We start from the raw sequence: 12,864 nt of genomic DNA, 5'->3' as shown, positions 1-12,864 counted from the left end.
TTCACTCCTTCAAGCCGGCTGACTGCCACAGCATCCAGTCGACCACGAAATTGACGGAAACCGTCAGCAACGCGATCGCGGCGGCGGGGATAAGCGGTGTGATTTCGCCGAACGAGATCAGCGTGGCGTTCTCACGCACCATTGAGCCCCAGTCCGCCGTCGGAGGCTGGATGCCGAGGCCGAGGAACGAAAGGCCGGCGATGAGCAGGAAGACAAAGCAGAATTCCAGCCCGAACTCCGCGATCAGCGGAGCGGTGGAGTTCGGCAGGATTTCCCGCCTGATCAGGTACCAGTCGCCCTCGCCCCGCAGTCGCGCCGCTTCCACATAGTCCATCACCACCACGTTTCCGGCCACGGCCCGCGTAAGGCGAAAGACCCGCGGCGAGTAGATCACCGCAACGATGATGACCAGAACAAAGACATTGGTGCCGAAAATCGAGAGCAGCAGCAGAGCGAAGATCAGCGACGGGATCGACATGATCACATCCGCCATACGCCCCATCGCCTGATCGATCCACCCGCCCTTCGTGGCCGCCATCAGACCGGCGAAAGCGCCCATGAGGAAGGCGAGCAGAGTGGCGAGAAGCGCAAGCCCGACCGTGTTTCGCGCGCCATAGACCAGCCGGCTGAAGAGATCGCGCCCAAGCTGATCCGCGCCAAGCAACATCGTGGCGTCCGCCGGCGCGAAGGAGGAGGAGATCACCTCCGCCTCGCCATGGGGCGCGATGATCGGCGCGAAAATCCCCATCACCGCGTAGGTGAAGATCACGAACATGCCGAACGCCGCAGTCAACGGCGCCGTTCGCAACAGTTTGGCCGTCTGCGGGCCAACGATGTTGATCAGGAATTCGCGGAACGCGTAGGCGGTTCCGGCGGCCAGCGCCAGCAACCCCGCGACAATCGTTACGGTCCAAAGGGCGGCCTCGCCGCCGATGATGCCCATCACGAACGACAACAGCGTCAGGCTGAAGAGCAGCATGAAGGCTGCGCGTTTGCCGTAATAAGCCGCGAGACAGGACGCCCCGATCAGCAGGGCGTAGTAGACGATCACAAAATAATTCATCTCCAGCCCCTCACTTCGGATGCCTGAGGCGCGGATTGGTCAGGATCGCCCCGACATCGGCCGCAAGGTTCAACAGGATAAATGTCGCAGCGAAGATCAGGCAGACCGCCTGCACAACCGGGAAGTCCCGCTTGCTCACCGCATCGACCAGCAATTGTCCGATGCCCGGATAAACGAACACGACCTCAACCAGCACCACGCCGGTGATGAGGTAAGCGAGGTTGAGCGCGACCACGTTGATGATCGGGGCCCAGGCGTTCGGCAGCGCATGGCGCACGATCACCTTCCATGCAGGCGCCCCCTTGAGACGCGCCATCTCGATATAGGGAGAGGCGAGGAGGTTGATGATCGCCGCCCGCGTCATCCGCATCATGTGGGCCGTGACCACGAGCACCATCGTCAGGGCGGGAAGAAAGGTGCGGTACAGCAGATCAGGAAACGTCATGTCGGGGGAGAGGCTCGCGATCGCCGGAAAGATCGGCGCCTTGACCGCCAGATAGAGGATCAGGATGTAGCCGAGAAAGAATTCCGGCGACGAGATCGAAGTCAACGTCAGCACATTCGCCACCCGGTCGAATATCGTATTCCGCAACAGCGCGACGATCACGCCGAGCACGATGGCGATCGGCACGGCGATCACGGCGGCGTAGCTGGCGAGAAAGAGCGTGTTGAGCAACCGTGGGCCGATCTTCTCGCTCACCCGCTCGCTGGAGATCAGCGACTGGCCGAAATCACCCTGAATCGCGCCGCCCAGCCAGTGAAAATATCGTATCGGGGCGGGTTGATCCAAGCCAAGCTGGAGCCTCATCGCCTCCACGGTTTCTGCGGTGGCGCCCTGCCCGAGCACCGCCTCGGCGACGTCGCCCGGCAGCATCTCGACGGCGCTGAAGATCAGAACGGAGATCACGAAGAGCGTGACGACTCCCAGCCCAAGGCGCTTGAGGATGATGGTCACCACATCGCCCATAGTACCCCTCCTGTTCATCCGCCCTTCCGGCGGCATTGGTTATTGTTTCTCGCCGGTTCGCGAACCTCTTCAGGCCGCGGCCCGGCAGCGCCGGGCCCGGACGCAACCGGGCGCCAGCGAGACCACGCCGCTCCGTTCGGAGCGGCGCGAATCCATCAGTTCAGGCGAACCACCAGCGACTCGGCGCGCGCGCGCCATCGCATTCCCAGCTCGCGGCCAAGTCGGCGTTGTGCTGAACCTTCTTGTCATGAGCATAGACGAAGTTGTTGAAGAACGGGATGATCGTGCCGCCATCGTCACGCATCAGCATGCACATCTCGTGATACATCTCGGCGCGCTTCGCTTCGTCCAGCTCGGCCTTGGCGACAAGCAGCAATTCGTTGAACCGCTCGTTCTGCCAATGGCTCTCGTTCCACGCCGCGTCGGACTTGTAGGCGAGCGTAAACATCACGTCCGGCGTCGGCCGCGCCCCCCACGAGACCGCGGTGAACGCTTTCTTGAGCCAGACATCGGAATAATAGCCATCGCTCGGCTCGCGCACGACTTCGATGTTGATTCCCGCCGCCCGCGCCTGCTCGGCGTATAGGACGCACATGTCGACCGCGCCGGAAAAGACGCTGTCGGCGGTGTGGATCTTGACCGACACGCCTTCCGCCCCGGCCTTCTTGAGCAGGGATTTCGCCTGATCGGGATCGTATTCGCGCTGCGGAATGTCCGCGGGGAAGAAGGGCTGCACCGGCGCAAGATGGAAATCGTTGCCCATGGTCGCCGCGCCAAAGGCGATCTTGTCGATGATCTCCTGACGGTCGATCGCAAGCTTGAGCGCCATCCGCACATTCACATCGTCGAATGGCGGGGTGTCGCAGAACATCGGCATGGTGATCGCCGCGCCGGAGGGCACGTTATCGACCTCGATATTCGGCGAGCGCTGCAGCAGCGCCAGCGTCTTCAGCTCGACAAGCGACACGCAGTCGACATCACCCGTCACCAGCGCGGTCTGCCGCGCGTTCGGGTCATTGAGAACGAGCATCACGACGGCGTCGAAATACGCCCCCTCGCCATGCCACCCGTCGAACCGGCTGAGTTCCCAGCGCACGCCAAATTCGCCGCTTTCGATCTTGTAGGGGCCGCTGCCGTCGCCGGACTGCCAGTCGATCGAGCCGTCGGCGTTGGCCGGGCAGATCGCGAGGTGGTAGTCCGTCATCAGCCAGGGCAGATCGGCGTTGCCGCGCCCGAGCTTGATCGTGACTGTATGCGCGTCGTCGGCGACGACGTCAGTGACGTCGGTCAGCAGCGCCTTTGCGGCGGACGTCGTCTTGTCGCCCCTGTGATGGTTGATCGACGCGACCACATCTTCGGCCGTCAGCGCCTTGCCGCTATGGAAGCTGGCCTTGTCGTTGATCTTGAACGTCCATTCGGCGGCGTCCGGAGTCGCGCTCCATTCCGTAGCCAGATCGGGGCCCAGCGTGTTGTCGGAATTGATCATCGTCAGATAGCTGCGATACTGGTGCGCGAGATAGATCTGCTGACGCGTCACATACGTGCCGGGGTCATGCGTGTCGGACGTGTTGCCGTCATGGATCCCCCACCGGAACGTCCCGCCTCTTTTCGGCTCTGCGCTCGCGTGAGTCGTCCAGAGCCCCGTCGCAGTCGCCGCGGTCACGCCGGCCGCGGTCGCGTTCCTCATGAAGCTGCGGCGTGAGAGCTTTCCGGTCCGCGCCGCGTCCGCAAGCCGGTGCATGAGTTCCGGTTTGATTTTCATGGTAGTCATACCTCCACTAGTAAATTCGTCCAGTTCCAGCACACGCGACGATTGAATCACACTCTGCGCCGCCAGACTCGGGCCGAACAATTTGCGTATTCCGTCCCTCATGCAAACATGAACAGCCCGCGACTTCCATGCATTTTGTCTTTCGCGCGCACGTTTCATTCCGCAACTGGCGCCCCCTCGCCGGTTTCCCGGCGCCCGAAAGCTCACCATAACTGTCATTTTCGGGCGCGCGCGCGCCGCCTTGATGAAGGCGGCGATGCGCCACTCGAATGCGCAGGACGCTCGACGCATTTGCGCCGCTATCGCGCTGGAAGATCGCGTCCTTGGGAAGAATATCAACACGGAACGAGCAGCTGCGTCGATGCGACGTCAAACCGCACAAAACGGCGCTAAGAATAATCCGGATATCCGAACAGCTATCCATAGAGTCGCACTAAGGGAAAACCAGACGTCTGAAAGGATTCCGCTTCGAGAGCAGCAGTGAGGCGCAATGAATTCATCGGGAGCCCTAGCGAGTTGACGCGGAGACGGCGGCGCATATTGTGAACACGATAAATGGGAAATCCGGCGGCGAGTCTCGCAAGCTCGGATCCCAAATGGGAGGAGTCACCGAATGAAGAATACGATTGACCGCTGCGGCTTCGCCGCGGCGCTGGCGATGGGCGCCGCAATCTGCCTATCCGGCCCGGTTTCGGCGCAGGAAACATTCAAGGTCGGCATCGTCACTTTCCTTTCCGGCCAGGCCGCGCAGAGCTTCGGCGTGCCCGCGTGGGATGGCGGTAAGATACTTGTCGAGAAGATGAACGCGGGCGAGGCGCCCGCTCCCTACGACAAGAAGGGTTTCGGCGGCCTGGTGATCGAGCCTGTCGTCATCGACGAGGCCGGCGGCGCCACCACGCAGGTGCAGGAATATCGCAATCTCGTGCAGCGTGAGAATGTCGACGTCGTCGTCGGCTATGTCGGCTCGGGCGACTGTCTCGCGGTGGCGCCGGTGGCCGAAGAGCTGAAGCAGTTCACCATCCTCTACGATTGCGGCACCCCGCGGATTTTCGAGGACGCGGACTATGAGTACGTCTTCCGCACCGCCGCCCACGCGACTCAGGACAATGTCGGGCTCGTTCGCTACCTGAAAGCGACGGGAGTCGATATCGAGACCTATTCCGGCATCAACCAGGACTACGCCTGGGGCCATGACAGCTGGGCCGACTTCAAGGCGGCGATGGGGCAGATCTATCCCGACGCGACAGTCACAGCCGAACTTTTCCCGGCTTTCGGCGCCGGCCAGTACGGCACCGAAATCTCGGCACTCATGCAACGCCGCGCGGACGTCGTCCATACGTCGCTCTGGGGCGGTGATCTTCAGGCCATGATCCTTCAGGCGCTGCCGCGCGGGCTCTTCCAGCGGAGCCAGGTCGCGCTTTCCGCCGGCGACCACTCGCTGCCGCCGCTCGGCGACAACTTCCCCGAAGGCGTGATTGTCGGCGCCCGCGGCGCCTACGGGTTCATGGCGCCGAAATCCGAGTTGAACGACTGGTGGTGGAAGATCTACACCGATGCCTATGACGTCATGCCGGTTCAGGCGCCCTATCGCATGGCTCAGGCGCTTCTCGGCCTGAAACTCGCGGTCGAACGGGCGATGGAGGCCAATGGCGGCAAGAAGCCGAACTCGGAAGAGCTGGCGGCTGCGATGAAAGGGTCGAGCTGGGAAAGCCCGGGCGGCAGGATCGAGATGGTGAACGGCAACGGCCACCAGGCGATCCAGCCGATTGGTTTCGGCCGTTCGATGAAGAATGACGATGGTCACATCGTCCTCGGCGACATAATCCGCTTCCCCGCCCGCTGCGTGAATCCGCCGGCCGACATGAAGGGGATCGAATGGATCGAAGCCGGGTTCCCCGAAGCCGAGTGCGAATAGAAACGATCTGAACTGAACCGTTCTTCCACGCCGCGCCACAACCAGCGCGGCGTGGTCCATTCGTCACCTTGCGGCGGAAACCGGGAGTCACATGGACCTCGCACTCACGATCATCATCGACGGGCTGATCTACGCGTCGTGGCTTTTCATCGTTGCGCTTGGGTTGACGCTGGTCTTCGGCGTTTTGCGCATTCTCAATTTCGCACATGGCGGGCTCTATGCGCTTGGCTCCTATGGCGCGGCGGTCGCGGTCTCAGCCTTTTCGGGCTGGGGACTCGGCGGCTGGTTCAGCCTTGTGGCGATGTTCATCGCGGCGCTCGCCGTGGCGGTGATCGTCGCGCCCGTGATCGAGCGCGGGTTGCTGCGCTTTTTCTATGGCAAGGACGAAGTCCTGGTTCTTCTCATCACCTACGCGATCTTTCTGATGCTGGAGGACGTGACCAAGATGATCTTCGGCGTCGACCCCTATTACGTCTTTGAACCGCGCAACCTGCTCGGCAATGTCGAACTCGGGTCGCTCTTCTATGTCGGCTATGATCTGGCGCTCATGGGGCTCGCGCTGATCTGCGGGTTCGGCGTCTGGTTCGGACTCAATCGTACGCGGATCGGCAAGATCACCCTCGCGGTGATCAACGAGCCGGAGGTGAGTCAGGCGATGGGGGTCAATATCGCCCGCGTCTATCTCCTCGCGTTCGGGCTCGGCGTTTTTCTGGCGGCGCTCGGGGGCGCATTCACCGCGCCCCTGATTTCGGTGCAGCCGGGCATCAGCGTCTCGGTCATCATCGTCAGCTTCGCTGTCGTCATCATTGGCGGGCTCGGCTCGATACCTGGCGCGGCGATCGGCGCGCTGATCGTCGGCCTCGCCCGCTCCTTCGCAGTTTATGAGTTCCCGGAAGCAGAGATTTTCATCATTTACCTCGTGATGGTCGCGGTGCTGATCTTCCGCCCGGAAGGGCTGTTCACCCCCGTCAAGGCGCGGAAGATATGAGCGCGCGCGTCTTTACCATCGCGGCGCTCGGCGCGCTGGCGCTGATCGCGCTCGGCCTCGTTGCACCGGACTGGCTACTCTTCACGGTGACCAAGGCGATCGGCTTCGGCCTCGTCGCACTCGGAATCGTCGCGCTGATGCGCGGCGGCCTCGTGAGCTTCGGCCAAGGGCTCTACTATTGCGCAGGCGCCTATGTTTCCGGGCTCATCTCCAATCGACTCGAGGTGACGGATGTCGCGATCCTGCTATTCGCGGGCGCGCTGGCCGGCGGCCTCGCCGCCGCCGCCATCTCTCCGCTGATCTCGCGCTATCGCGGCATCTTCTTCGCGATGCTGACGATGGCGCTCTCCATGGTGCTTTACGGCGTCCTCGCGAAGGTGACGGCGATCGGCGGCTCCGACGGGTTCAACGTCGCCAGCCCCAGTTTCTTCGGCTGGACGCCCGGCGTCGCGAAGGCCGACTACGCGCTTTTCGCCGCCGCAGTCGTCGCAGCGGCGCTTGCGGCCGCATTATGCCGGCTCTACTTCGACAGCGGGCCGGGCCTCATCGCGCTCGCGTCGCGGGAAAATGAGCTGCGCGTCGAATATCTCGGCGCTTCCGTCTTCACGGTGACCCAGCGCAATGTGATCGTCGCCGGGGCGCTCGCCGGGCTGGGCGGCGCGTTGAACGGGTTCGCGCTTGGGCATATCGACCCGTATTTCAGCTACTGGACAACTTCGGGCGAGGTCGTGTTCATCGCCATCCTCGGCGGTTACGCCTCGGTGATCGCGGTCTTTGGCGCGGCGCTGATAACCGAGTTGGTCAGGTCGTTCTCCGGACAATATTTTCCAGAAAGCTGGCAGCTTTCGCTCGGCCTCTTCCTGCTCGTGGTCATCGTCTTCCTGCCGCGCGGCTTCGGCTCTCTCTGGGCCGGACGGCGCGGAGGCGGCGCCAGGGAGGAACCCAAATGAGCGCGGCCGTGCTCGAAGCCAGAGGGCTGCAGAAGTCATTCGGCGCGGTTGTCGCGGCGAAGGATATCGACGTCTCCGTCCTGCCCGCCGCGCGGCTTTCGCTGATCGGCGCCAACGGGGCGGGGAAAACAACCTTCGTAAACATGGTCACCGGCTGGCTGAAGCCGGATGCGGGCCAGGTTCTTCTCGACGGCAAGGATATCACCGGTCTTGCGCCGCGACGAATCACGCGCGCGGGCGTCTGCCGCTCCTTCCAGATCCCGCAGCTTTGCGAAACGATGACGCCAAGCGAGAATCTTCTCGTCTCGGCTGAAATCGCCACCGGCGGAAAACCCCGGTTCTTTCGGCCCGCGCGGCGCCCCGAAACGCTGGACGGCGCCGCGGCGGTGCTGGCGCGATTCGGCCTCGAGGAATACGCGGACCAGCCGGTGAACGAGCTGCCGGGCGGGGTGCGGAAGCTGATCGACATCGCCATGGCGCTTGCCGTGCGCCCGCGCGTGCTGCTGCTGGACGAACCGACGTCGGGCGTCGCGTCGGAGGAGAAATTCCCGTTGATGGACCGGGTGATGGCGGCGCTCGAAGGCGAGCAGGCGGCGGTGATTTTCGTCGAGCACGACATGGACATCGTCACCCGCTACGCCGACCGTGTGCTGGCGTTCTATTCCGGCGAGATCATCGCCGACGACGCCCCTGGCGAAGTGCTCGCCGATTCCGCCGTGCAGAAATACGTCACCGGAACGCGAAGGTGAGCCGATGCTGAAGCTTCACGATATCCACGTCCGGATCGGATCGGTCGAAGCGGTGCGCGGCTTCACGATGGAGGTTCCGCCCGGCGCCATGATCGGTCTCGCCGGACGCAATGGCGCCGGAAAGACGACAGTGATGCGCGCCATCATGGGCCTTGCGAAGCTCACCGGCGGCTCGATCGAATTGGATGGCGTCAGCATGGCGAAGACGGAGATTCACAAGCGCTCCGCTCTGGGCGCCGGCTACATGCCGGAAACGCGCGGCCTCATTCCCGATCTCACGGTAGAGGAGAACATTCTCCTCCCGACATGGGTGACGCCGGGCGTTGATGGCGCGGCCCGGCTTCGATTCGTTTACGAGGTAATGCCGGAGCTGAAAGAGATGGCGGGACGAAAGGCGCTCCTCCTTTCGGGCGGCCAGCAGAAACTCGCCGCGCTCGGGCGCGCGCTGACGGTCGGCTCGCGGCTCCTTCTTCTGGACGAACCGTTCGAAGGCGTCGCGCCGGCGCTGGCGCAGCGGCTGTCCGAAGTGATTTCAGCGCTGAAATCGGAACGGCTCTCGATCGTCATGTCGATGTCTGAGCTCAGCCATTCGGAAACCATGCTCGACCGGGTCTGGGGAATCGAGCGCGGGGCGAACATGAAAGCCGAGGCGTGACCATGAAAGGGCTGCGGGCCGAGGCGCATTTCGGCGACCGCGTCGTGCGCTGCTTCATTGAGCGACCTGCGAACATCGGAGCCATGCTCGCCGCGGCCGCTGCGGCAAATCCCGCGCGCGACGCCCTCGTCGATGGCGAGATCCGGCTTTCGCACACCGAACTCGACAATTACGTCGGCTCGCTCGCCGCCGGCCTCGCCCGCCGCGGAATCGCGCCCGGGGACCGCGTCGGCCTGATCGTCCGCAACCGCTGGCGATTCGTCGCCGGCCTTCTCGGAATCATCCGCGCCGGCGCCATCGCGGTGCCGATCCCGGTGCGCTCTTCGGCGCCGGAGACGGAATATATCCTCAACGACGCGGGTGCGAATCTGACGATTGTGGACGATGGACTCGAAGCGCTTCTTCCGGATGGCGCGGGCCGCGCGCTGATCGGCGACGCGGGCCCGGAAGGGTTTGACGCGCTGGCGGCCGGCGACGCAATTCCCGCGCACGAGGCCGCAGAGGAAGACGTGGCTGTCATTCTCTACACTTCGGGCACGACCGGCCGGCCGAAGGGCGCGATGCTCACCCATCTCAACATCGTCCACTCCAGCCTCGCCTATCGTGATGCGTTCGCGCTCGGGCCGGAGGATCGTACGATCGTTGCGGTGCCGGCGAGCCATGTCACCGGCCTGATCGCCGGCGTATTCGCCCCGCTCTGCGTCGGCGGCGCCGTCGTCATGCAGGAGAGGTTCGAGGCGGAGGCGTTCCTGGCGCTCGCGGCGGCGGAACGGATGAGCTTCACCGTCATGGTGCCGGCGATGTACAATCTCCTCCTTCTCCGGGCCAATCTCGCCGAGCATGACCTTTCCGCCTGGCGGGTCGGCGCTTTCGGCGGCGCTCCGATGCCGGTCGCCACCATCGAGCGGCTCGGCGCGGCCGTCCCTGGACTGGTTCTTGCGCAGGCTTACGGAGCGACGGAAACGACGTCGCCGGCGACGATCATGCCCCTCGGCGGCCAGATCGAGCGACCCGCCAGCGTCGGCGCTCCGGTCCCCTGCGCGGATATCCGCATCATGGACCCGGAGGGGCGTGAAGTTCCGCCGGGCGCATCGGGCGAAGTCTGGATCGGCGGGCCGATGATCGTGCCTGGTTACTGGCGGATGCCAGACAAGACGGCCGAGAGTTTTCACGGCGGCTACTGGCGATCCGGCGATGTGGGGAGCATGAGCGAAGCGGGATTCCTCCAGATTCACGACCGTCTGAAGGACCTCATCAATCGCGGCGGTTACAAGATCTATTCCGCCGAGGTCGAGAACGCGCTCGCCTTTCATCCCGCCGTCGCGGAAGTCGCCGTAGTGCCGCGACCGGATCCCATTCTCGGCGAAAAAACCCACGCGTTCGTCCTGCTATCCGACGCGTCCGCGAAAGCGGAGCAGCTTCGCGACTTCTGCCGGGAGCGGCTCTCGGACTACAAGACGCCGGACGTGTTCACCTTCGTGACCGAACCCTTGCCGCGAAACGCCAACGGCAAGGTCATGAAGCAGACGCTCAGAGAGAGAGCCGCGACGACAGACCGATAAGGCGACCCGCCTGGCGCGCATCGACGAACGGCGAATGGCTGGATGGCGCAACGCCTTCAGAGCAGATTTTCGAGCAGGAACGTTTTCGAGCTGCGCAGCCGTTCGATAACGGCGGCGCATACAGCTTCGGCGTCGGCGGCGAGGACGCCGTCGTTGATGAGGCGATAATGATCGTAGTTCACCTGCGCGGCGCGCCTGAGCTCGCTGGATGTAAGCGTGTCCACGATGCCGCGCCGCAGGAAAATATGATAGTCGATCAGCCGATCGGTGACTGAAATCAGGAACGGATTGGCGGCGATGCCCGCCAGGCTGTTCATGTAGGCGCGGTAGGCCATTATGCGCGAATGGACGTCGCCGTCGGGGGTGAGCGTCTCGATGATCGTCAGCACCTTTTCGAGCATCTCCAGATCGGACTCGGTTCTGCGCTCGGTGGCGATCCGGTAGACGCTGAGATAGATCGGCTCCGCCGCCTCGAAGAATTGTCGGATACCGTCGATCGAATAGACGGAAACGCGCGCGCCCTTGTTCGCCTCGATCGTCACGAAGCCCAGAACCTCCAACGCGGCGAGCGCTTCGCGGATCGGCGTGCGCGAAACGGAGAATTCCTCCGCCAGCGCTTCTTCCGGCACGCTTTCTCCCGGACGCAGATCATGCGTCAGAATCTTGACGCGGATCGCTTCAATGATTTCATGTCGTCGCATTTGGCTCATTCAATTGTGGAAGCGCGGCCGCTCCACAGCGATTCTGGCTGGATCGAGTGACGCGGCCGCGGCCGCAGATCAGAATTCGCCGTCCGGCTCAAGACCTTTCCATCAATGTGCGTGGCAGCCGCATAGCATTATACAATGAGTATATTTATCGCGCAAGGGGTGCATTTTTGGTTAACATACACCTAATAGGCGAAACATCCACTCCTATGGTTGCAGGGCGGAGCCAATTATCGCTTAAGATTATCATGCAATGTGAGTGATGGTGAAAGGCTGGCCTCTTCGGCTGGCTGCTGTGGGGAAGTCTGCAACCCGGAATCGATCGGCGTTTGTGACTACCTCCGAACGAGGAGTGAATGATGGTTGCCGAAAAACTCAGCGAAAGCGTCAACGCCGACGACAGTGAGGTCGAAGCGATTCGCAGAGGCTCCAGGGAAAGAGCGCTTGGCGTCGCCGTCATCACCATTGCATTGTCGTCTGTCGTCGCCTGGATTCTCGTGGACGCCGGCTACGGCGTCGTCTCATCGCTTCTGATCGTCTGGATGTTTGGAAATCTTCTGTTTCTCGGACTCGCTTCTCTCGCAAGGGCGCTGACGCGATCCCGCGCGCGCAGAGACGACGCGCCGCAACTCCGCGGCAGCCTGTCGACGCGCGAGGACAAGCGCAATCCCGATATCGCGTGACCGTAATCTCAGCGCCGGCTTGAAGCACGCGGCCGGGAGAACGCGAACATGTGGAACAAGGGCCGCGATCTCCCGCGTTGACGCCCCGAACCGGGGACATACGGGCGCCGCTCGCGCGCGCCTGCGCACGCGACATTCCACGTAGATCGGATGCGAACCGCTCTATCCGAGCGCGCGAAGCATCAGTTGGCGGGTGGTCGTGAAACGTCGACCGACGGCGGCGCGCATTCCCTCATCGTCCCGCTCTCGGACGAGCTCAAGCAGGGAATAGTAATCATCGAGCGGTTCGACCATGACTTGATCGAGTTGCATCGGCGCAAGCGCGCGAGCCAGCCCAACGCGAAAAAAGATGTGAAGATCGATCATGCGCCGCGCCTGTTCCGCAAGCAGGGGATTTTGTGAAGCCCGCGCGAGTTCGAACATGAACTGGCGGCAGGCGAGTATGCGCGGAATGGAGGCTTCGGACGCCTGATGGGCCTTCGCCTCCTCCAGAATCTCGGCCAATCTGGCGAGATTCCGTTCGGTCCGGCGCTTCGCCGCAAGCGCCAGAGTCTGACTCTGGATCAAGATCGCCGCCTCGAGATACGACTTGAACGCGCCGAGCGAGTCGGCGGCGACATAGGCGCCGTAATTCCTCTCCAGCGTGACCAGCCGATCGGCCTGAAGTGTGATGATCGCCTCACGGATCGGCGTGCGGGAAACGCCGAACTCTTCCGCCAGGGCGTCCTCGGAAATGCCGTCGCCGGGTCTGAGTTCATGAAGAAGAATTTTCAGACGGATCGCTTCGATTAGATCGCCGCCCCTGGATCGAGCTTTTGTCGGCATAGACATTTCTGACAGTCCCCGCTTGCCGT

The 12,864-nt window shown here is 63.0% G+C and carries 12 protein-coding genes; 7 read left to right on the top strand and 5 right to left on the bottom strand.

The annotated features are described in order from the left end of the window. Position 1: 1 nt before the first annotated feature. The 3 genes from G5B40_RS01765 to G5B40_RS01755 all read right to left on the bottom strand — a co-directional run bounded on the left by G5B40_RS01765 (position 2) and on the right by G5B40_RS01755 (position 3,792). Positions 2–1,063 carry an ABC transporter permease gene (locus G5B40_RS01765; RefSeq protein WP_165094295.1) on the bottom strand — a complete coding sequence of 354 codons (1,062 nt, stop codon included), beginning with the start codon at positions 1,061–1,063 and terminating at the stop codon, positions 2–4. A 10-nt stretch (positions 1,064–1,073) separates the two neighbouring features. Continuing rightward, positions 1,074–2,030, bottom strand: a complete 957-nt coding sequence (locus G5B40_RS01760) for an ABC transporter permease (RefSeq protein WP_165094293.1) — start codon at positions 2,028–2,030, stop codon at positions 1,074–1,076. 160 nt (positions 2,031–2,190) lie between these two features. Further along, positions 2,191–3,792: an ABC transporter substrate-binding protein gene (locus tag G5B40_RS01755; RefSeq protein WP_165094289.1), complete on the bottom strand. Its 1,602-nt coding sequence runs from the start codon at positions 3,790–3,792 to the stop codon at positions 2,191–2,193. Between the two features lie 622 nt (positions 3,793–4,414). Between G5B40_RS01755 and G5B40_RS01750 the strand changes: the two genes are divergently transcribed. The 6 genes from G5B40_RS01750 (at position 4,415) to G5B40_RS01725 (ending at position 10,620) form a co-directional block, all read left to right on the top strand. Then, positions 4,415–5,716: an ABC transporter substrate-binding protein gene (locus tag G5B40_RS01750; protein WP_165094286.1), complete on the top strand. Its 1,302-nt coding sequence runs from the start codon at positions 4,415–4,417 to the stop codon at positions 5,714–5,716. A gap of 91 nt (positions 5,717–5,807) precedes the next feature. Continuing rightward, positions 5,808–6,704, top strand: a complete 897-nt coding sequence (locus tag G5B40_RS01745; protein WP_165094283.1) for a branched-chain amino acid ABC transporter permease — start codon at positions 5,808–5,810, stop codon at positions 6,702–6,704. After that, positions 6,701–7,654, top strand: a complete 954-nt coding sequence (locus tag G5B40_RS01740; protein WP_165094281.1) for a branched-chain amino acid ABC transporter permease — start codon at positions 6,701–6,703, stop codon at positions 7,652–7,654. The genes G5B40_RS01745 and G5B40_RS01740 overlap by 4 nt, the downstream gene beginning before the upstream one ends. Then, positions 7,651–8,403, top strand: coding sequence for an ABC transporter ATP-binding protein (locus G5B40_RS01735; protein ID WP_165094278.1), 753 nt, complete (start codon positions 7,651–7,653; stop codon positions 8,401–8,403). Before G5B40_RS01740 ends, G5B40_RS01735 begins: the two co-directional genes overlap by 4 nt. Positions 8,404–8,407: 4 nt before the next feature. Then, a complete protein-coding gene (locus G5B40_RS01730) occupies positions 8,408–9,058 on the top strand; it encodes an ABC transporter ATP-binding protein (protein WP_165094275.1) in 651 nt (216 codons plus the stop codon). A 2-nt stretch (positions 9,059–9,060) separates the two neighbouring features. Next, on the top strand, positions 9,061–10,620 hold the full coding sequence (locus tag G5B40_RS01725; RefSeq protein WP_165094272.1) for a class I adenylate-forming enzyme family protein: 1,560 nt from the start codon (positions 9,061–9,063) through the stop codon (positions 10,618–10,620). A gap of 56 nt (positions 10,621–10,676) precedes the next feature. Here the strand turns inward: G5B40_RS01725 and G5B40_RS01720 are convergent, their stop codons facing one another. Then, entirely contained in the window at positions 10,677–11,321 is a 645-nt protein-coding gene (locus G5B40_RS01720) for a GntR family transcriptional regulator (RefSeq protein ID WP_165094270.1), read from the bottom strand. Positions 11,322–11,686: 365 nt separating this feature from the next. Here G5B40_RS01720 and G5B40_RS01715 point away from each other — a divergent pair, with 365 nt between their 5' ends. Beyond that, entirely contained in the window at positions 11,687–12,010 is a 324-nt protein-coding gene (locus G5B40_RS01715) for a hypothetical protein (protein ID WP_165094267.1), read from the top strand. Positions 12,011–12,172: 162 nt separating this feature from the next. Here G5B40_RS01715 and G5B40_RS01710 read toward each other — a convergent pair whose 3' ends face one another. Then, a complete protein-coding gene (locus tag G5B40_RS01710) occupies positions 12,173–12,841 on the bottom strand; it encodes a GntR family transcriptional regulator (protein ID WP_165094265.1) in 669 nt (222 codons plus the stop codon). Between the last annotated feature and the right edge of the window lie 23 nt (positions 12,842–12,864).

The sequence above is a fragment of the Pikeienuella piscinae genome, from assembly GCF_011044155.1.
GTDB classification, from domain to species: Bacteria; Pseudomonadota; Alphaproteobacteria; order Rhodobacterales; family Rhodobacteraceae; genus Pikeienuella; species Pikeienuella piscinae.
The sequence above is the reverse complement of the archived record's forward strand: the minus strand, read 5'-3'. Positions and strand labels throughout refer to the sequence as shown.